27 protein-coding genes and 1 pseudogene are annotated in these 16,228 nt (G+C 56.0%); 8 read left to right on the top strand and 20 right to left on the bottom strand.

All coding sequences use genetic code 11. The features are described 5' to 3' along the window. Nucleotide 1: 1 nt before the first annotated feature. The 3 genes from EQV97_RS22225 to EQV97_RS22235 all read right to left on the bottom strand — a co-directional run bounded on the left by EQV97_RS22225 (nucleotide 2) and on the right by EQV97_RS22235 (nucleotide 1,210). Nucleotides 2–325 carry an HNH endonuclease gene (locus tag EQV97_RS22225; RefSeq protein ID WP_346769741.1) on the bottom strand — a complete coding sequence of 108 codons (324 nt, stop codon included), beginning with the start codon at nucleotides 323–325 and terminating at the stop codon, nucleotides 2–4. Between the two features lie 175 nt (nucleotides 326–500). After that, on the bottom strand, nucleotides 501–887 hold the full coding sequence (locus EQV97_RS22230; protein ID WP_240890017.1) for a hypothetical protein: 387 nt from the start codon (nucleotides 885–887) through the stop codon (nucleotides 501–503). Next, on the bottom strand, nucleotides 884–1,210 hold the full coding sequence (locus EQV97_RS22235; RefSeq protein ID WP_162437677.1) for a phage holin, lambda family: 327 nt from the start codon (nucleotides 1,208–1,210) through the stop codon (nucleotides 884–886). Before EQV97_RS22235 ends, EQV97_RS22230 begins: the two co-directional genes overlap by 4 nt. 150 nt (nucleotides 1,211–1,360) lie before the next feature. Here EQV97_RS22235 and EQV97_RS22240 point away from each other — a divergent pair, with 150 nt between their 5' ends. Then, entirely contained in the window at nucleotides 1,361–1,540 is a 180-nt protein-coding gene (locus EQV97_RS22240; RefSeq protein ID WP_072458260.1) for a type II toxin-antitoxin system HicA family toxin, read from the top strand. Nucleotides 1,541–1,591: 51 nt separating this feature from the next. Continuing rightward, nucleotides 1,592–2,017: a type II toxin-antitoxin system HicB family antitoxin gene (locus EQV97_RS22245; RefSeq protein ID WP_240890018.1), complete on the top strand. Its 426-nt coding sequence runs from the start codon at nucleotides 1,592–1,594 to the stop codon at nucleotides 2,015–2,017. Between the two features lie 285 nt (nucleotides 2,018–2,302). On the opposite strand, the gene EQV97_RS22250 is transcribed toward EQV97_RS22245, so the two are convergent. The 15 genes from EQV97_RS22250 to EQV97_RS22315 all read right to left on the bottom strand — a co-directional run bounded on the left by EQV97_RS22250 (nucleotide 2,303) and on the right by EQV97_RS22315 (nucleotide 9,733). Next, complete coding sequence (locus tag EQV97_RS22250) at nucleotides 2,303–2,479, bottom strand: hypothetical protein (RefSeq protein ID WP_240890019.1); 177 nt, start codon at nucleotides 2,477–2,479, stop codon at nucleotides 2,303–2,305. Between the two features lie 15 nt (nucleotides 2,480–2,494). Then, the gene (locus EQV97_RS22255) at nucleotides 2,495–3,148 is read right to left on the bottom strand and encodes a hypothetical protein (RefSeq protein ID WP_240890020.1); all 654 of its coding nucleotides are present in this window, start codon (nucleotides 3,146–3,148) and stop codon (nucleotides 2,495–2,497) included. A gap of 176 nt (nucleotides 3,149–3,324) precedes the next feature. Then, nucleotides 3,325–3,885 (bottom strand): hypothetical protein, encoded by a 561-nt coding sequence (locus EQV97_RS22260; protein WP_240890021.1) that lies wholly within the window; start codon nucleotides 3,883–3,885, stop codon nucleotides 3,325–3,327. 3 nt (nucleotides 3,886–3,888) lie between these two features. Beyond that, nucleotides 3,889–4,203, bottom strand: a complete 315-nt coding sequence (locus EQV97_RS22265; RefSeq protein WP_240890022.1) for a hypothetical protein — start codon at nucleotides 4,201–4,203, stop codon at nucleotides 3,889–3,891. Beyond that, the gene (locus EQV97_RS22270) at nucleotides 4,200–4,403 is read right to left on the bottom strand and encodes a hypothetical protein (RefSeq protein ID WP_240890023.1); all 204 of its coding nucleotides are present in this window, start codon (nucleotides 4,401–4,403) and stop codon (nucleotides 4,200–4,202) included. Before EQV97_RS22270 ends, EQV97_RS22265 begins: the two co-directional genes overlap by 4 nt. Before the next feature lie 2 nt (nucleotides 4,404–4,405). After that, nucleotides 4,406–5,686, bottom strand: a complete 1,281-nt coding sequence (locus EQV97_RS22275; protein WP_240890024.1) for a site-specific integrase — start codon at nucleotides 5,684–5,686, stop codon at nucleotides 4,406–4,408. Then, on the bottom strand, nucleotides 5,683–5,955 hold the full coding sequence (locus EQV97_RS22280; protein ID WP_240890025.1) for a hypothetical protein: 273 nt from the start codon (nucleotides 5,953–5,955) through the stop codon (nucleotides 5,683–5,685). Before EQV97_RS22280 ends, EQV97_RS22275 begins: the two co-directional genes overlap by 4 nt. Next, the gene (locus EQV97_RS22285) at nucleotides 5,952–6,380 is read right to left on the bottom strand and encodes a VRR-NUC domain-containing protein (RefSeq protein WP_240890026.1); all 429 of its coding nucleotides are present in this window, start codon (nucleotides 6,378–6,380) and stop codon (nucleotides 5,952–5,954) included. Before EQV97_RS22285 ends, EQV97_RS22280 begins: the two co-directional genes overlap by 4 nt. Further along, nucleotides 6,377–6,508, bottom strand: coding sequence for a hypothetical protein (locus tag EQV97_RS28905; protein WP_276614340.1), 132 nt, complete (start codon nucleotides 6,506–6,508; stop codon nucleotides 6,377–6,379). Before EQV97_RS28905 ends, EQV97_RS22285 begins: the two co-directional genes overlap by 4 nt. Next, a complete protein-coding gene (locus tag EQV97_RS22290; RefSeq protein ID WP_240890027.1) occupies nucleotides 6,505–6,708 on the bottom strand; it encodes a hypothetical protein in 204 nt (67 codons plus the stop codon). Before EQV97_RS22290 ends, EQV97_RS28905 begins: the two co-directional genes overlap by 4 nt. Then, complete coding sequence (locus EQV97_RS22295) at nucleotides 6,701–7,402, bottom strand: replication protein P (protein ID WP_240890028.1); 702 nt, start codon at nucleotides 7,400–7,402, stop codon at nucleotides 6,701–6,703. Before EQV97_RS22295 ends, EQV97_RS22290 begins: the two co-directional genes overlap by 8 nt. Continuing rightward, a complete protein-coding gene (locus tag EQV97_RS22300) occupies nucleotides 7,399–8,178 on the bottom strand; it encodes a helix-turn-helix domain-containing protein (RefSeq protein WP_240890104.1) in 780 nt (259 codons plus the stop codon). Before EQV97_RS22300 ends, EQV97_RS22295 begins: the two co-directional genes overlap by 4 nt. A gap of 11 nt (nucleotides 8,179–8,189) precedes the next feature. After that, entirely contained in the window at nucleotides 8,190–8,933 is a 744-nt protein-coding gene (locus tag EQV97_RS22305) for a phage regulatory protein/antirepressor Ant (protein WP_240890029.1), read from the bottom strand. A gap of 71 nt (nucleotides 8,934–9,004) precedes the next feature. Beyond that, nucleotides 9,005–9,427, bottom strand: coding sequence for a phage regulatory CII family protein (locus EQV97_RS22310; RefSeq protein ID WP_240890105.1), 423 nt, complete (start codon nucleotides 9,425–9,427; stop codon nucleotides 9,005–9,007). Nucleotides 9,428–9,493: 66 nt separating this feature from the next. Beyond that, nucleotides 9,494–9,733: a helix-turn-helix domain-containing protein gene (locus tag EQV97_RS22315; RefSeq protein ID WP_240890030.1), complete on the bottom strand. Its 240-nt coding sequence runs from the start codon at nucleotides 9,731–9,733 to the stop codon at nucleotides 9,494–9,496. A gap of 83 nt (nucleotides 9,734–9,816) precedes the next feature. Between EQV97_RS22315 and EQV97_RS22320 the strand changes: the two genes are divergently transcribed. Next, entirely contained in the window at nucleotides 9,817–10,683 is an 867-nt protein-coding gene (locus EQV97_RS22320) for a LexA family transcriptional regulator (protein ID WP_240890106.1), read from the top strand. Between the two features lie 214 nt (nucleotides 10,684–10,897). Further along, nucleotides 10,898–12,022 (top strand): type VI secretion system-associated protein TagO, encoded by a 1,125-nt coding sequence (locus tag EQV97_RS22325; RefSeq protein WP_240890031.1) that lies wholly within the window; start codon nucleotides 10,898–10,900, stop codon nucleotides 12,020–12,022. 49 nt (nucleotides 12,023–12,071) lie between these two features. Here EQV97_RS22325 and EQV97_RS22330 read toward each other — a convergent pair whose 3' ends face one another. Continuing rightward, on the bottom strand, nucleotides 12,072–12,383 hold the full coding sequence (locus tag EQV97_RS22330; RefSeq protein ID WP_240890032.1) for a DUF1654 domain-containing protein: 312 nt from the start codon (nucleotides 12,381–12,383) through the stop codon (nucleotides 12,072–12,074). A gap of 424 nt (nucleotides 12,384–12,807) precedes the next feature. Between EQV97_RS22330 and EQV97_RS22335 the strand changes: the two genes are divergently transcribed. The 4 genes and pseudogenes from EQV97_RS22335 (at nucleotide 12,808) to EQV97_RS22350 (ending at nucleotide 15,106) form a co-directional block, all read left to right on the top strand. Then, nucleotides 12,808–13,482: a polysaccharide lyase family 7 protein gene (locus EQV97_RS22335; RefSeq protein ID WP_240890033.1), complete on the top strand. Its 675-nt coding sequence runs from the start codon at nucleotides 12,808–12,810 to the stop codon at nucleotides 13,480–13,482. A gap of 643 nt (nucleotides 13,483–14,125) precedes the next feature. Further along, nucleotides 14,126–14,410, top strand: coding sequence for a hypothetical protein (locus EQV97_RS22340; RefSeq protein ID WP_240890034.1), 285 nt, complete (start codon nucleotides 14,126–14,128; stop codon nucleotides 14,408–14,410). Beyond that, nucleotides 14,407–14,715 carry a hypothetical protein gene (locus tag EQV97_RS22345; protein WP_240890035.1) on the top strand — a complete coding sequence of 103 codons (309 nt, stop codon included), beginning with the start codon at nucleotides 14,407–14,409 and terminating at the stop codon, nucleotides 14,713–14,715. Before EQV97_RS22340 ends, EQV97_RS22345 begins: the two co-directional genes overlap by 4 nt. 81 nt (nucleotides 14,716–14,796) lie before the next feature. Then, nucleotides 14,797–15,106, top strand: a pseudogene (locus EQV97_RS22350) (hypothetical protein). A gap of 492 nt (nucleotides 15,107–15,598) precedes the next feature. Here EQV97_RS22350 and EQV97_RS22355 read toward each other — a convergent pair. Next, nucleotides 15,599–16,126, bottom strand: coding sequence for a hypothetical protein (locus EQV97_RS22355; protein WP_240890036.1), 528 nt, complete (start codon nucleotides 16,124–16,126; stop codon nucleotides 15,599–15,601). Nucleotides 16,127–16,228 lie beyond the last annotated feature (102 nt).

The following is a 16,228-nucleotide window of genomic DNA, read 5'->3' on the forward strand; positions in this document are numbered from 1 at the left end:
ATCACGCTCGCCCCGCGCCTTCGGCTGACTCGGCGGCGGTCTTGTCCTTGTGACAGGGGACGCAGAGAGCCTGGAGGTTGTCCTCATCATCCGAACCACCTCGGGCACGGTTGACGATGTGATCCGCCTCAAGCTGCAGCGTGATGACGCCACAGGCTTGGCATGTGTACTCATCGCGCAAGAGGATTGCGGCGCGTTTACGGCGCCAAGGTCGACCTCCACGACCCGAGCCCCAACCATCCGCTCCCTCCGCTGCAACTGGCGCAGCGAATGGCCTACCTTCAGGTTGTTGCATACGGGCCAGAAGGGTTCTCAGTCGAGACATACGCAACTCCGATCACGGTTGGTGGGCTTACTTGCTCTGACTCCGCTTGATCTGCGCGTCGACTTGGTCGGCACAGGTATCCAGCAGCTTGATCGCCTTGTCCTTCAACTCCCACACGTCGCCATTGAGACGCAGGTCAGCATCGTCCTGATGGACTCGCTCGCAAGGGATTAGCTCAGGGGCCTCTATCCTTACCGCTTGGGTCTTTGTTACCACTGGCGACTTTACTGCGCAGGCCGTCAGGCAAAGGCTGAGCAGCCCAATCACGAACAGGCTTGCTGTTGCGTTTGAGTTTTTCAAAATCCTTCCTCGCCTTGTCGGCCTTCTGTTCGCTGGCCTGGATGCGCAGCGCCAGGTCGGCGCTGTAGGCAGCATTGCGCTGAGCTTCAGCCAGTAATGTAGTGATGGTGGCTTGGCTCTCGGTGTTGGCCTTAAGGGCTTCGTCCTTGGCCTGCGTCTCGATGCGCTTCTCTTCGCGTAAATCCTCAACCCGGAGCTGCTGAATACCGACGAGCAATAAGCCGACAAGAGCGATGATGATTGCTGCTGCGATCGCCTTCATGCTGAGTCCGCCTTCCGACCGAGAAACTTGATGATCAAGTCTCTGATTGCGGTCACGCCGATGAATCCGATCGCGCCCCCTGCGGCAACTGACAGGCTCGGCGGCCAAGCCATCCATTCGATAACGCTACTGGCTGACAGGCTTAAAGCACCGCAGATCAGCGCTTCGAAGATGATCCGCCACTTGTTGGGCTCTTTGGCTTCATACAACACACGCAGCAGCGTGATCGTGAAAGCCATGATCGCGCCCTGCCAGAGCGGAGTGCTGAGGATTAGCCACACCTGCGCCCAGAAGTCGGGATTTTTCTCGGGCATTTTGGACATCCGGGAGTCCTCCCCCTCGGGGAGCGTGAACAAAAAAAAGCCCCAGCAAATGCTGAGGCCTTGAGTAGAATCTAACTCAAATACTACATATGTGTTGTATAAATACATAAATGTTGTAGAATGGACTCATCCAAACAACGAGGCGAGGTGATGAAGTTCAGCGAGTTCAGACGATGGTTGAAGGCCCAAGGGGTGACCTTCGAAGCAGGCAAAGGAAGCCACTTCAAAGTCACCGCCCCAAACGGCAACAAGACCACCTTCGCGGATCACGGCAGCAAGGAAATGCCAGAACCGACCCGCAAGGCGATCATTAAACAACTGGGGCTCTGAGAGCCCCCTTCACAACATCTGAAGCTGAACGATCACCTCCAAGGAGTGACCATGTACGACTACGCAATCCGCTTTGAGGAAGACGATTCCCAAGGCTTGGCCGTGTTCTGCCGAGATCTGCCGGAGCTGAACAGTTTCGGTGAAGACAAGTCTCACGCGATCAGCGAAACCCTGGACGCAATTGAAACCACCCTCTCCATCTATGTCGATCAGCGCCGCGCTATTCCGGCGGCGTCTGAGCCGCAGAACGGAGAGCACGTCGTTCACTTACCAGCGGTAGTCGTGGCCAAGATCGCGCTATGGAACGAGATGATGAGCAGAGGCATGCGCAAGGCTGATTTGTGTCGATCTTTGGGCGTTAGCCAAACTCAAGGCGATCGCCTGGTCGACTTCCTGCATACCTCGAAGATGGAACAACTCGAGAGCGCATTGGCCGTCCTCGGCAAACGCCTATCAGTATCTGTCGAAGCGGCATGACAGGAGGGGTCTTTCGCCCAACTGATTGAATCAGCTCCAACGGCACTCCCAGCTTGGAGCGATGGGTGTGGTAAAGCCGAAAAAAGAAAAAGCCCCGGCAAATGCCGAGGCTCAGTGCACTGTAGAAGCAACAAATGGTGGCCAGCCAGATCTGTAGCGCCTCTCAAGCCACTCCGCGTTTGAAGGGCGATTGACCAGAAAGGAACGGGGGAAACGAGGTGAAATTCAAGAAAAATGAGCCATAAAAAACCCGGCAATCAAGCCGGGTTTTTATAAGCTTTTTTATCAACACATCATGACGGGCTTCTCAATTCCCAGCTCCGCACATGCTTCCTTCAGGTTTTGGTCTGCCTCTTGGAAACGACGAACGCGTGCCAGGGTGAATTCACGATTCGTCAGCCCGTCTTTACGAGGGGTTTCGGAATGCTTGGCCTGGTACTCACTAGCGCTAAAGCTTTTCATGTCTGATTCCTTTCCTTACAAGGGAATAAAGCAATCTTTGTTGCTTTGATATGCTTCTAACAGGTGTTGCAATTCGTGCTTGAAGGTCACGTGAGGCGTAGAAAACGTTGCTGCATGCACTGCATCGAGCCCTTGGTGTGCAAGGTAACGATAGAACAGGTCATCAAACATATCCACCTGATCTCGAACGCTAGCACGAACCGTCTTATCCTTAAAATCATCGATGAAATGATAGTAAGGACCATTAGGCCAACGTGGCCGGTGATACATGAGCACCGCGGGCTTAAGCGGATCAACTGACACAACGCGACCTTGAGTAGGGTCGTTATTGGGGTTGATCGGATCTAGCGCATACCACAACCACAGAGTAGCTGCGCAGCTCATTGCGAAACGCCCTACCGCAATCTCCACATCGGCTTTCGTAAGAGCTAAAGCCTCGATAAGGGTTTTCAACTGCAGTACGTTGCCCCCTGGGTTGGCCCGCAAATAAACGCGAATTTTTCTTCCCAGAGCAGCGTTTTGTAGCACTTGAATTAGCGGCTCTACCGACGCTGGGTCAATGCAGGTGAGCTCAATCGTTTCCCTATCATCCACCTTCACAACCTGAAGCTGTGACACTACAGAGTCAATAGCAGTTCCATCCTGCTCGGCAATCGCACTCACGTCCATGAAAAACCTATGCCAGAGACGCGAAATAGCGTCAAAAAACGTATCCGAATAGTGGCAAATGGCCACTATTACAACTGCAAAAAAGCCCGGCTCTTCAAGGCCAGGCTCTTCTTCAATCCCCTTAACGCGCAGGGATCAGATGATGGGCGGCAATTTCGCTCATTTGCTCACCCCTGTCAAGCCACTTCATCCAGCAACTGCTCTCTGTCCAAGATCTCGGTGACATGTACCACGGCGGCTTCCTCCATCGCATCCAAACACTTGTGGATGCCCAGCCGCCAGCGCCCTCGGGTTGAGTCTGGCCGCGCTTCGGTTTCCCAAGTGTTGATGTCGTAGAACTCATCAGGAAGGATTGCCACGTCAGTAGAGCGTTTGCCCTGCTTGCCCTTCATCTTCGGAATAAACCACACCGTTGTCGCTTTGTAGATGAACAGGGTCGGCGCCGGTGAACAGATGCGCGGAATCGTTCGGGAAATGGCTCCGACACGATTGCCCCTGTTTGTCGAATACCGGCCAACCAGCAGATCCCAGTGGGCGGTGCTCAGCTCCCGATGCAGGAGTGCATGCAGGCAGCAGTCATAGTCGAACTGGTCGCGGGCTGACAGCATAGCCCTGAACCCGCCATTTCGCGGGCCAGAATCTATCAGCTTCTGCCAACTCTGCTTGGTACTGTTGTCGATGTTATCGGCAGCCAGTACACGGACCAGCGTACTCATCACGTCTTTATAGATGCCCATTGTTCAATCCCCTGTGTAGTTCGATCCGCCGGCGCCACGGCGGTTGTTCCGTTCGTATTGTTCGTGAGCACCGCCGATGACCTGGCGCACCTTGGCAATTTCCCCAATAGCGTCCCGCAACCTTGCGTTGAGCATTTGCACGACCTCGATAAGCGGTAGGGTTTTCAGCGTCTTACCGCACACCCAGCCCGAGGCGTGACAGTTCTCGCAGGTCATTTGATGGAAGACGCCGGTGTAAATGCCGGTACCGCGGCAAACGTTGCATTCGACGATGAATTTCAACTCACGCTTGAAGGTCGGGCCGTGCGACTTTTTCATACGGCCTCCATCAGCTGCTTGCGGACCTGGTAAACGTCATCGCCATTTGCGCAGGTGGGCTCGTGGTGGACCTGATACTTCCCGCCGGATCGCATCTGCACTTCCAAGATAGGTTCGTGGTTCACCGTGTACATGAAGATGGCGCTGATATCAGCCGGGCTCACGACGAGTCGGGTGCGCTTCATGATCTGAATCATCATTTTTAAACCTCGCCTATGGTTGATTCTTGAATAGGCCCGCAAGCCTTCTGTTCTGCGGCTTCCAGCGCATTACCAGAATCTCCCGATCTAAAGCGGGTCAATGTCTGAATGCGGTCAAGGCCCTTTGAATCTAGATGCGCGTGCCACTTCTCAAGGGCATCACGCTTGCGGCTCATCACGTCCGACTGGATGTACACCTTCACGTTGTGGCCCATGGCGTGGTTGATCAGCAGCTCACCGATCAGGTGGTCAATGCCGATGTCTGCCCATCCTGTACGGGCCACCTTGCGCAGGTCGTGGCTGGTCCACTCGCCCTGCCCCAGCCGCACGAATACGGCGCTGGCCTGGCCTTCACTGAGTGCATTGCCGCTGCGCGACGGAAACAGGAACTGACCGTCATACCCGCCGGCCCGCTGGATATCGCGATAGCTGATCAACAGCTGTCGCACTTGCTCGGTCAATGGCAGGTGGTGCTCTACACCGGTCTTGGTGTGCTCCGCTGGAATGAACCACTCCCGCTCTGCCAAGCTGATGTGAGCCCAGCGCGCTTGCCGGGTTTCGCCGATGCGAGTGCCATGGCAGAGCATCATCAGGGCCAGCAGGCCGTCTGCCGGGGCACTGTCGATTGCATCAAGCAGACGGGCAATCAGGTCCTGCAGTTGGGTACCGCGCAGCCGTGACGGCTTGATCCCTACCTTGGCCTTGGAGAAGTCGCTGAACTTTACGTCCTTCATCGGGTTGGTCGCGATCAGCCGAAGCTTGAACGCCTGGCGGAAGGCCAGGGCCAGCAGCTGGAAGGCTGATCGCACGTAGTCAATGCCGATGGCTTCTTGTGCGGGCCACATGAACTGATCGTCCAGGGTGGCCTTGTCGACTGACGCCAGCGGCACAGCACCCAGCAGTGGCTTAAGGTGGCATTTGATCAACGACGCGCCGGTCTTTTTGCGCTTGCTCGAAAGGCTCCGGTCCCGCGCCATTCGATCGGCGTACCAGTCCAGTAGCTCATCAGTGGTGACCCACTTCGACAGATTGGAGCCCGTACCCGCTTCGAGGCGCAGACGAATGCCTGGCAGCGCAGCAACGACCTGCTTGGCACTCAGGTCAGGGAAGCTGCCCACGAGATTCCATTTGCCCTTACGCACCAGGTACCACGATGCCCGGGCGCGGTCGCGGGTGAAGCGCAGGTACAGGCCACGGTTCTCAGTGTCACGCAGGTCGCGCACGGCGCCGGCAGCCTGCCGTTTGATTTCGGCATCGGTGATCTTCACAGCAGCGCTGGTCATGCCAGCACCGCCTTGGACTGCTGCTCGGCAGGAACGAAGTTGCCACGCAGTGGCATCAAGTTCTTTTCGTGCTTGATGGCCCACTCACCTCGGAAACTGCACATCCATCCGCCGATCCCGGCCGCGGGCCTGAACTGATATTTTTTCCCCGTGCCGGGCGATACCACTACCTCGCCCGGCAACACGAATCGAACAAGCTCTGCTGTCTCGCCCATATACCCGCCAGAAATCACCAGCGCCAGATCGCCCGGCTTGAAGTTATGGTTCATGCGGCCACCACTGTAGGAGCGAGTCGAAGGTAAGCGCGGATCTGCTCCATCGCATCGAAGTGCCCACGGCACACCACTGCTAGATAGCCCTGCTCGTTCAGTCTACGAATACAGGCCGCCTGGCTCGCCGACACCGCTGCGGGATCAACCGTGGCCTTGAATTCGATGTACAGACCGAAGAACCCGCCCCGGGCCATCGGCAGCACCAGGTCAGGAATACCCGCCTTCACCCCCTGCTGCTTCAACTTCATCGCCACCAGCTTGTGCCGGTGACCACCGTTCGGGACGTGGTAGATCAGCTCAAACACCTGCGGATAGCGCAGCTCGATCTCGGACAGTAGTGCGGCCTGCTCCTGGCCCTCACGATCCACAGATTTGGCGCGCGGAGCCTTCGATTTGAAAAGCTTCATGGTGACCGCATTCATTCGTGATTACCTCTTGCGATGCGAGCCCGGCGCTCAAGACGGCGGATCCCCCATAGGACGCCGCCGGCGGCAACCAACATGAAAGCGATGAAGAGGTGAATCAGGATGTCTTTCAGGAAGGCGCTCATACCTTTTCCCCGGTGATTAGATCAATGACTTCGAAAGTGTCCGGCCACATCAGGACTCCGAATCTCTTTGCCACGGCGCTATGTTCGAAGAGGGCCACAGCACGATCGGGTTTATCGGTGAGGTCCCACTTATAACCGCAGCTGTGCACGGCGAAGCGGTACTCGGCAGGGTTAGTCGGTGCGATACGGGAATCAGGCACGGGCAGCACCTCCGGAGCGCATAGCACGCAGAGCAGCAAGAGCCTGATTGCCAACTTCAGGGGTGCGCTCTGGCTCTGGCCCGGCCAACTCAGCAACCGGTACTGGGCCCAACTGTTCGCCCATCCAGACCTTCCGGACCTGCTCCAGATACCGCTTCTCGAAGCTGATCAGACCAAGCTCTCGGCTGAGCAATGGCAGGCTATTGAACCCGGCAGCCGCCGTGGCGTGGTAAACAGCCGGGTGGAACCACTTCGCTACGCCGTGCATCGTTGGGTGGCAGTTGCGCAACGCCTGCTTGTAGGCGGCCTCAACGCTCGGCAGCGGCGGCGTCAACATCTCTGGGGCTGGCGTGCAGCCCTGAATGAACTTGCCCACGCTCGGGATGAAATCGGAAGGTTCGGCGCGGCAGCGGATCAGGCCGATATCGATCTGCTCCTGGGTGCAGATGCCGTTCTCGATGAACGCCTGCAGCCAGGTCGCTTTCGATTCCTTGTAGGCCCTGGCGTCTGGCCAGGCCTGACGCCACGCCGTGCGGATCGAGCGCAGTTGGCGGAACAGTTGATTTATCACCTTGCCCGTTTCGTGGGCTTGATCCTTCTGTGCCGGGACCAGCAGCTCGGTGTCCGACTCGATGAAATCACCGTGGCGAACCTTGCTCATGGTCTGGGCCGCTATCGTGGAAACCGTTTTCATATCGAACCCCCATTCATCCATTCGGTATTTTCGTCATCGAATTCATCCGTCTGTGCTGCGGTACCGGCATTTCTGGTGTTGTCTCGCTTGGCCCACTTGACCAGTTCGAAGCACCAACCAGCAGCGCTCTGGACAATTGCTGGGCGGGCAGCGAAGAACCCCATGAACGTTTCAAGCATCTGGTCGGTGATGATTTCGGCAGGGAGTCTGGCGATCGCGAGCTGGTCGGACAGCGCCTTCTCGTGCGGAGTCCAAGCGGCGAACATCGCGAAGCGTTGACGATCATCCAGCGCCTCGATTGCCGCCTGGTCCTGCTCAGCAATCACGTCGGCAATCGGCTGCCGCGGCTGCTGTTCGGTTCCTTGATGGTTAATTGATGTATTGGGTGCAGCCGCTGCACCCCGTTCTGTTCCAGGCTGCACCCCGTTCTGTTGTGAGTTGCACCCCGTTGCGTCATCTGCACCCCGTTTTGCACGGGGTGCAGGATTTGCACCCCGCGATAGTTGAAGGTCGTAAACGACTGGGCGGCGGTCATGGCGATCGATGTGAACGGCGGCAATGGCCTGATTGCCCTTCTGGATCAGTCCTGACTTCTCCAGATCGTCTAGCTTGTAACGGACGGTGCGCTCGGACAGGCCGGTGTCTTGGGCCAAGGTAGAAGCAGACGGAAAGGCACCAGCACCGTTGGAGCCAGCGTAGTTGGCCAAGCACAGCAGCACGTGACGCGCGCTTGAGTCTTTCAGGGATTGGGTGGGCAGAGAGAGCGCCCAGGACATTGCTTGAACGCTCACAGCGTAATTCCTTGAAGTTGTTCAGCGAGCGTGACCATGCCCGAACGGGTCACCATCACTTGCTCGACTACCTTGATGTCCTGCCCTTCCCCGCCGCCAACCTTGACCAGCTTGTGCTTGAGCCAGCCAGTATTCAGGCGAGGCTGATATGCGACCCAGCTCGATCGCGCGGTGCGACGATGGATCCAGCGATTCTGGTTTAGCCAGGCGAATAGATTGGTCGGACGAACTCCGAGAATCTGTGCGGCAGTAGTGATGCAGACATCGCCCTGGGTTTTGGCGAGGCGCTGAAGCGCTTCGACTTTTGGCGCCTGCTTGGCGATCACCTGCTGAAGAAGCTGGTTCTGCTCGGCCTGGTCAGCAGCGAGACGTAAAGCCTCGGCAAAGCTGCTTGGAATTTCCAACTGGCCAACGACTTTTGATTCAAGCTCCTGCCACCGATCGATGATGCGGGCGCGCAATTCGACGCTGTAACCCGAGACCACTACGAGCGTGTCACGCTGCGAGAGCAGGAACTCGCGGTAAACCTGACCATTCTGCGTATGCACGTAGGGGGTGTCGTTTGCAGAAACGACACCCTTTGCCAAGTAGCCACGGATGGTTTTCATAACGTTGTCGTGAGTACTGCCAGTCAGATCGGCAATCTCGCGTGACGACATGGTGTGTCGCGACACGTTTTGCGAGCGGACCAAAAGTGTCGCGACATGCGGGGTGTTGCCGGGGGTGATCTGGTTGTGCATAATCATCTCCACAAAGTTTTGCCGCTGTTGAAAAAGCCGACCTCGACCGTCGGCTTTTTTGTTCCCGAAATTCAGGCGGCCTTCACCGAGCTTTCCAGCTCCGCGAGGCTCTCGCGGACATGCGTGATTTCCGTGAGGATTTCGAATTTCTCAGTGCTCGACACATGTCTGTCATCCAGCGCTTCGTGTATGGCGATGGTCAGGTCTGCGACTTCTTTGCCGACGTGGATCAGCGAAGTGGTCAATGCCTTCGGCGCGGGGGAAACCTTAGCGATCAACTCAAAACCGAACTGATCGGCCAGTGTCATCAGCGGACGCATGTCGCCGGTGTGCAGCAAGATCCCGAATAGATGCTCGATGGTCAGGTGATGAGCCGCGTTGTCAGGGTTCGAACGCTGCAGCAGGCTCACGTGCGCCATGCACATTTTCCCGGCCAACTCTTCTGCGCCGCTTTCCTTGATGGTGGTGTGGCAAGCCCTCAAGAAATCTTCCATTCGTAAAACCTCGAATTTGTTTCCGTGGATGCCCGGCGGTACCTGAGCGATCATTTGTTCAGCGGCTTACGCGACTGATTTTTTAGGTGACGCTTCAGTGAGGAGCCAATCCGCTTCGAACGGCTTGCCATTGGAAGCTGCCAACTCAGCAATCTTTTTTGCGTATTGGGTTTCGCCCGTGTAATCGGTGCGCGGTAACGCATTAGCTACCAGCCACTTATAAACAGCTCTCGGAGTTTTCCCGCAGGCCAGGGCCACAGCAGGTACGCCGCCAGCATCATCTATCGATTTCTTGAGCGGCCGCATGAGGCCTCCGAGTAAAATATGAACTTACGGTACATATTATGTCGGAACTGAAAGTACATGCAAGAGCGTGCGATGCTGAACCTATGGTTCACATAGATGATATTCGCGCCGCATTCGTTGTCAGGCTCAAAAAAGCCCTAGCTGCCCATGGGATTGACCAATGGGGGGCAGGAGCTCGTCTGGCCGAAATCGCCAAGGTCACGCCGAAAGCCTCCAGCAAATGGCTAAACGGCGAGTCCTTACCAGGGCCCGCCAGGATGAGTGCTGTTGCGGATGCTCTTGGGGTGAAAATCGAATGGCTGCAGCATGGCTCGGGTGACGAACCCAGCTTCTCCAAGCTCCCAGCGGTGGCGAGAAGTGCTATTGAACAGACCTCTCAATCAGCAGCGGATATTGTTCGGGACATGCTTGCCCAGCAGGGAAAAGGCCTAACCGAAGATGCCCGCAGACGATTACTTGCAGTCGCAGAGGCCGATGACGGTGGCGGCGCTATTGAGGTCGACTACTACCGGCCCGGAGCTGTAGGGGACGAAGTGTGGATTGCGCATTACGACGTCCGGGCTGCTATGGGCGGAGGGCAGATACCTCACGACTATCCAGAGATGCTGCAGGATGTCCGAGTTAGCCCTCAGCATTTGCGCGAAATGGGCGTTGAGTTCAAGGAGCATTTTCATCTCAAGATGGTCACTGGATGGGGTCAGTCGATGGCTCCAACGATCAAGCACCGTGATCCACTCCTCGTCGATATTAGCATCCGTGAATTCGTGGGCGATGGGATCTACATGTTCTCTTGGGAAGGTCACCTCTATATCAAGCGACTGCAGTGGGTGGGCGATGAGCAGATCACCATGCTCTCGGACAACCCCCGGCACCCACCGCAAACAATCAGGGCTGAAAACACTTACATACAGGCGCGCGTGCTCTTGGTGTGGAACGCTCACCTGGTGTAACTTGGTCTAGGCCTGAGCGTCTAGCCTTTGTGGGGGTACGGCAGAGGTTCTGACAATGCCAAAAAACGGCCGGAAGACCCCACTACAGCGACTGATTCAGACATTGATTGATCTATCCAGGCCCTGAACAAATTGGCGGAATGCCTATGGGGCTTTTTACGCGATCGTACGTGTGTCATGCCCCAAGATCTCCCTCCTTGATCGAGCATCAGCTATGATGGCGAATAAATATCAAGGAGGTAAAGACGTGCGGAAAATTGGAGTTTTTCTATTGGTCGTGGCAGTAGCCGCCATGTCGGGCTGCCTGAAAAAGGAGCTCACGGCCGAAGATGTAGCCCTTGTCGGCGAGCTTAAAAAGCAACTGGAAAACACAGAACGAGAAATCCTCAGTGCAGCAGCCGAAGATGCGAGACTGTCCGGCGGACTGGTTAAGGCTCTCATCGGCGCTCGACTTGAGATTTTGAAAACCAACAAGGCTCTTGTTGGGCAGCGAATAAACGCCATTGAAGCAGGGTCGCCGGTTGATACTGTGACCCAGGTGTCCTTGGCTGATCCTGAGGCCGCCAAGACAATTGCTGTCGAGCTTGAAAAAGCGAAAGCAAGTAACGCGATTGCCAAAGCTGAGGCCGCCAGTTACGGAGGTTTAGTTGGCGCATTGAAGGCGGCTGGAGTAGCCACAAACGAACAAACCATCGCCATGCTGGAGCAGCGATTCCTTACTGCCAAATACGGCTTGGTCAGTCAGCCACTTTCGATAGCTTCCAAGAATCAGGCGACGGCTCCTGGGACCGAAGCATTGATAGGCAAGGATGAGGTAGAAGCCTGCGCGAGCACGATCAACAAGTCAGAGCGATCCGTCTGTTACGACGCACTTGCCTCTCGTCATGGCCTAGGCACTTCCTTGCCACCTGAGTCCACAGAGGGGGGCTGGATATCATCCTCAAAACAGGACCCGCTGACCGACGAAACAATAATCACGGCAATGCTGTTCTCTGAAACAGGATCAAGCCGGCGAGGAGACCAACCCGTCTTGATCGTAAGGTGCAGTGGCAAAAACACGGAAATGTTTATCAACTGGCACGACTACCTCGGCAGTGATGCCTTAACAACTTTCCGCATAGGCCAAGAAAAGGCGATAACGTCGAACTGGACTGTATCGACCGACAAGAAAGCCGCTTTCTACCCGGGGTCACCGGTAGGAGCGCTGAAACGGATCATTCAGAGCGATACCTTTGCAGCTAGCGTGACCCCTTACAACGAAAGCCCAATAACCGCAGTCTTCAACTCCAAGGGATCGCCAGAAGCCTTGGCAGATCTTCGAAAAAACTGCGGCTGGTAACATCTTCGATACTGTAGAAGCCCGCGACTGAGCGGGCTTTTGTTGCCCGTCAAAAAGGCGCAGCCCCCTCTATTTCCTTAAGCACTTCAACGGGTCGATTTTCTTCAGCACCCGCTTCCCACTTAATCGTCACCGACTCATCGTCGTTGAAGATCATGTCTATGCCGTCCGTTTCGGATAGCAAGCCCATCACCTCTTCCCACTCCCTCTCCCCGTCCGTGTCCAAGCGGTGGATCGTCACCCAGCGCTGAATCTGCGCAACGGGGTGATTGATCATCGAAGAGACGCGCAGTCCAAGCCGCTCTATTCCGCTGGGTTTTGGTCGTTGAGCCCGTTTTGACTGCATGTTCGCCCATGTCATTCTATCCCCCTATAGCTGTATGTATATCCAGTTACTGGAGAGGATAGCGAACCATTGGTTCGCGGTAAATCCCCCTACAAGCAATCACGAGAATTCCTACATATCTGTACTTTTACACGAAATATGTACTTATGGTACTTGACCTAATATGAACCTATAGTTCATATTTAATCCATCGCAGCGACACACAGGCGCTGCGGAGCACCACTGCTCTTTAACAGCCTGAAGACAGACCCTGATTGCGATCAGGGACCAACAACGCAACACGGAGAGCTTCCGTGTCCGGTAACTCGGCACGCACGGTTCGCCGCGATGGACAGCATCACTTCTGCACCTTGGCGACAGGGTGCAGCGGGATGTAGGCCTACATCAGGCTCGGCTCGACAGAGCAACAGGTGACATCAAATGAAATCAGGAATCAACAATGACTGTGGACATCAGCAACTTCACCATCGCGACTTCCCTTCCAATTTCAGAGACCAATCCGATCGCGCTTGAACTGATCGGCTGGCGGGCGCTGATTGAATGCCCTGACATCGTCTCAATGTTTCCCGATTGCTCGCTGCAGATGAAGGCGCCGACACTCGGAGCTTCCAGCAAGAGCACGAAGCGCACCCGCTGCGAATGGAAGGAGCCGGGGTACTGGCTCTTCTCTAGCGCGGCACACCACTGGAACCGACAAGAGATGCGTCTGCTGAAGGTCAACTCTCTTCAGAAGGTTGTCATTGCCCAAATACATGTGAAGGGCTCGGAGCGGCCTCCAGTCAAGGTGTTCTGGAACAAGGGCAAGATCACCATGGGGTTCCGGTCGAGCTACCTGCAGGACGATCCAGTCAACACAACAGTTCTCGAAAACGTGCCCCTCGGTGCTCTCTTCAAAATCAACATTCACGCCAACTCGACCGGCGCCGTGTCCGTGTCGGCGAGCTGCAACGGGGTTAAATCCACCTCTGCAATCATGCGCCTCGACAACACCTGGGACACGAAGACCCTCGCCTTCCACGGAGGTGTTTACAACCAGATCGATTACTCCGACACCACGGACCCTGACGACGGGTCGGTGTGCATCCTCAGTGACCTCTCCGTAACACACGGCTGATAAAGACCAACCAGCGCCACGTCAGCCTGACGATAACTGCCCGAGCACCCGGTACTCCCCAGCACCAGGCCGCATCGGTCTGCCATCTGCCTTACTGGGCAGGCCAACCGGTAGCGCTGCCGGCGCCCGAAGAGGCCGCACTTGCACTGCGGCACTACCCAGAGATGGCAGACCGATGCGGACGAAGCCCCGGCTTATACCGGCCACCTGCGTCAGCTGAGATAACACTCAGTTAGGTGCGCATTAGCAGGCTTAGTGCTCACCATCATGACCCTTACACGGAGATCACCACCATGAAGTAAGTGACCGATTCAACTGTGTGGCGCAGTAAGCCTGAAGTCTGCGCCCAACATCCTGACAGGCAGCGGCATCTGGGCCGACGGTGTCACCGCGCACCGGCCGAGCAATCGGTAGGCCACCCCAAGTTCAAGGTCACCGCTGATGATTCAAACCCAGGCCGTCGCCAGCAGCGGGCCTGGGAGGCTGTCACGTAGGGTGGTACCCGTGACGCAAACAAAAGCCCGGGTGATCTCGGGCTTTTTTACGCCTGCCTTTATCCGTCAGCACTCTCCCCTGCGCCCAACGGCGAACAGCAGGAAGGCCGAGTGCTGACGAATAAACGCAACCAACCGAGGAATAAGCAATGCACCCATCAATGCAGCAGCGCGCCGACGGGGTTGCCGCGATGCACGCCCGTCGCCACTTGGAGATGTCCGCCATTTACGCCGCGTGCGGCAAGGAGTTGCCCGTGCAGCAGGTGCGCTTCCAAGTGATCAGTGTCAGCGAACACATCTACCGGATCGTTGAGCGCTCCACCGGCAAGGTGAAAGGCATCCGTTTCAGCTGGAAGGCTGCGATCAACTGCGCGCAGATCCTCGAGGCCCAGGCTGACGGTAAGAAGGTCAACATCGAGGGCTGGGGCAAATGATCGGCGTACCAATGCCCCACCCGCGGGATTCGATCCTCTCCGACCTTAACCAGAAGCTCGAACATTACTTCGGCTCAGGAAAGTCGGTGCAGGAAATCCCGCCTGGTGTAACCGGTGAGAAGGACGGCACATTCGGCAGCGCTCACAGCAGCAAGCTGCGCGCCGAGCGGGACAAAGTAGCACCGAGGCTGAAGGAACTGGCGGAGGCCGGCACACCGGCAGCCAAGGCTGCGCGAGATTGCGGCATGGAAGCCAAGCGCGCCCGCCTCATCGCTCGCGAGAACGGCTTCAAGTTCACTTCATGAAGCGGCTCAGCAACCAGGTGCGCCAGCGCCGACGACAAACATGGCTGGATATACCGGCCCACGGAATTGAAGAGGCAGGACATGGCCAAGAGCAACGCAGATCGCTCAGCGAAAGCCTCGGCGAAGAGGCAGCGCCGCGGCGAAGAGGAAATTCGGCTTCACTGCCTGCCCGGCACGCGCCAAGCCCTTGGTGAGTTGATGACCTGGAGCGGAATCGAGGAGCGAGGCGATCACGCTGATGATTCATCACCTGCACAGCCTTGGCCCGGGCGGCGCCCTTTCGCTGCTTGTGCCGCCGCCGCGACACGAATACGCAATAACCGAAAACGTGTCGCGGAAATTGAAGTTAGCCCACGACCGCGAGGCTCTTCGAATTGTTCATGACGAGTAACGTTTTCCGGGAGGCGTAGTTCCCGGCACGTAAAGTAACTCCTCGTCGATTGTGTTTAGTATCGGGATATCTCCTACCCTTCGCATTCTTTCCAGTGCAATACGCGTTGGCGCCACATCAAAGATTCGGCCACGCTGAATGGCGAATAAGCTACCACTTACCCGGAATACACCACAGTCCGGGCAGTCAATTTCGCGATAGTCCCCTTGCGGACGGATTTCTTTCGCAGGCGATCCGCAAACCAAGCATTCCATATTCCCTCCTTGGCCCGACCGAACGCCGGGCCTTGAAGCAATAGCTCACAAACACCTATCTCTCCACCACCGGTCACGGAGGGTGGCGCCTGACGAGAGATAACTCCTAAAACTCGGCGACGATCTGAACAACAGTACCGCCGGTGGTGCTTTTTTACCTTATCGAAATTTCCCTTGACGAAATGACGGGCTTTGCTTGCTAACCATTCTCAGTCTATTGCGTGAAGGTAACTAAGCATCAAACCAGCACCATTTCTTTTATGAACCTATCCTGCAATTTTTTCCCGAGCTCCATTGCATGCGCACGAGCGTAGATGAAATTACCACGCGCTTTGGCATGATTCCGCACAGCCAGTTCTATTTCCTGACTTGAGATCGGATTGCTCATGGACACATGATTAGGGTCCTGCGCGTTATCTAACTTAGACTTCGAAACTTCCAAGATTTCTCTACTCTCCTGCAAGTTTAAACAAACGGTGTAAAACTCCGTGATATCCTCAGCCAAACCGGAAGAGACATAAATGCCAGCTGACTGTACATGGGGACCAAACTCCATAAACTCTCGCTGCATTGATCCCGAACTTGATTTTTTTAGCTGTTCAAAAGCAATGCGAAATTTCTCGTACAATATTTTTTGATAAAGATGAATATTTATTTGATTTGCTTTTTTTGCGGTGGCCACCGCTCGCCAAGAAAGAATCGCTGCAACAACAGAAATCAGCAGTGCGGCGCCCGCAATGTAATTTGCCCAAAACGCTGTATCCAAAATTTGACTCCTTAAGACCGGCCCCATGCCGGGCCGAACACAAATAACCCACCTCAATGAATCACGCCACCGCATCCGGTCATGGAGCGTGGCGCGAGAAAA

This window comes from Pseudomonas sp. TMW22090, from assembly GCF_022496665.1.
GTDB lineage: Bacteria > Pseudomonadota > Gammaproteobacteria > Pseudomonadales > Pseudomonadaceae > Aquipseudomonas > Aquipseudomonas gregormendelii.

What these genes read in the sequence shown, in the direction of transcription:
- EQV97_RS22225 (WP_346769741.1), bottom strand. Translation starts at nt 325, where the DNA reads ATGTCTCGACTGAGAACCCTTCTGGCCCGTATGCAACAACCTGAAGGT.
- EQV97_RS22230 (WP_240890017.1), bottom strand. Translation starts at nt 887, where the DNA reads ATGAAGGCGATCGCAGCAGCAATCATCATCGCTCTTGTCGGCTTATTG.
- EQV97_RS22235 (WP_162437677.1), bottom strand. Translation starts at nt 1,210, where the DNA reads ATGTCCAAAATGCCCGAGAAAAATCCCGACTTCTGGGCGCAGGTGTGG.
- EQV97_RS22240 (WP_072458260.1), top strand. Translation starts at nt 1,361, where the DNA reads ATGAAGTTCAGCGAGTTCAGACGATGGTTGAAGGCCCAAGGGGTGACC.
- EQV97_RS22245 (WP_240890018.1), top strand. Translation starts at nt 1,592, where the DNA reads ATGTACGACTACGCAATCCGCTTTGAGGAAGACGATTCCCAAGGCTTG.
- EQV97_RS22250 (WP_240890019.1), bottom strand. Translation starts at nt 2,479, where the DNA reads ATGAAAAGCTTTAGCGCTAGTGAGTACCAGGCCAAGCATTCCGAAACC.
- EQV97_RS22255 (WP_240890020.1), bottom strand. Translation starts at nt 3,148, where the DNA reads ATGGACGTGAGTGCGATTGCCGAGCAGGATGGAACTGCTATTGACTCT.
- EQV97_RS22260 (WP_240890021.1), bottom strand. Translation starts at nt 3,885, where the DNA reads ATGGGCATCTATAAAGACGTGATGAGTACGCTGGTCCGTGTACTGGCT.
- EQV97_RS22265 (WP_240890022.1), bottom strand. Translation starts at nt 4,203, where the DNA reads ATGAAAAAGTCGCACGGCCCGACCTTCAAGCGTGAGTTGAAATTCATC.
- EQV97_RS22270 (WP_240890023.1), bottom strand. Translation starts at nt 4,403, where the DNA reads ATGATGATTCAGATCATGAAGCGCACCCGACTCGTCGTGAGCCCGGCT.
- EQV97_RS22275 (WP_240890024.1), bottom strand. Translation starts at nt 5,686, where the DNA reads ATGACCAGCGCTGCTGTGAAGATCACCGATGCCGAAATCAAACGGCAG.
- EQV97_RS22280 (WP_240890025.1), bottom strand. Translation starts at nt 5,955, where the DNA reads ATGAACCATAACTTCAAGCCGGGCGATCTGGCGCTGGTGATTTCTGGC.
- EQV97_RS22285 (WP_240890026.1), bottom strand. Translation starts at nt 6,380, where the DNA reads ATGAATGCGGTCACCATGAAGCTTTTCAAATCGAAGGCTCCGCGCGCC.
- EQV97_RS28905 (WP_276614340.1), bottom strand. Translation starts at nt 6,508, where the DNA reads ATGAGCGCCTTCCTGAAAGACATCCTGATTCACCTCTTCATCGCTTTC.
- EQV97_RS22295 (WP_240890028.1), bottom strand. Translation starts at nt 7,402, where the DNA reads ATGAAAACGGTTTCCACGATAGCGGCCCAGACCATGAGCAAGGTTCGC.
- EQV97_RS22300 (WP_240890104.1), bottom strand. Translation starts at nt 8,178, where the DNA reads ATGTCCTGGGCGCTCTCTCTGCCCACCCAATCCCTGAAAGACTCAAGC.
- EQV97_RS22305 (WP_240890029.1), bottom strand. Translation starts at nt 8,933, where the DNA reads ATGCACAACCAGATCACCCCCGGCAACACCCCGCATGTCGCGACACTT.
- EQV97_RS22310 (WP_240890105.1), bottom strand. Translation starts at nt 9,427, where the DNA reads ATGGAAGATTTCTTGAGGGCTTGCCACACCACCATCAAGGAAAGCGGC.
- EQV97_RS22315 (WP_240890030.1), bottom strand. Translation starts at nt 9,733, where the DNA reads ATGCGGCCGCTCAAGAAATCGATAGATGATGCTGGCGGCGTACCTGCT.
- EQV97_RS22320 (WP_240890106.1), top strand. Translation starts at nt 9,817, where the DNA reads ATGGTTCACATAGATGATATTCGCGCCGCATTCGTTGTCAGGCTCAAA.
- EQV97_RS22325 (WP_240890031.1), top strand. Translation starts at nt 10,898, where the DNA reads ATGATGGCGAATAAATATCAAGGAGGTAAAGACGTGCGGAAAATTGGA.
- EQV97_RS22330 (WP_240890032.1), bottom strand. Translation starts at nt 12,383, where the DNA reads ATGACATGGGCGAACATGCAGTCAAAACGGGCTCAACGACCAAAACCC.
- EQV97_RS22335 (WP_240890033.1), top strand. Translation starts at nt 12,808, where the DNA reads ATGACTGTGGACATCAGCAACTTCACCATCGCGACTTCCCTTCCAATT.
- EQV97_RS22340 (WP_240890034.1), top strand. Translation starts at nt 14,126, where the DNA reads ATGCACCCATCAATGCAGCAGCGCGCCGACGGGGTTGCCGCGATGCAC.
- EQV97_RS22345 (WP_240890035.1), top strand. Translation starts at nt 14,407, where the DNA reads ATGATCGGCGTACCAATGCCCCACCCGCGGGATTCGATCCTCTCCGAC.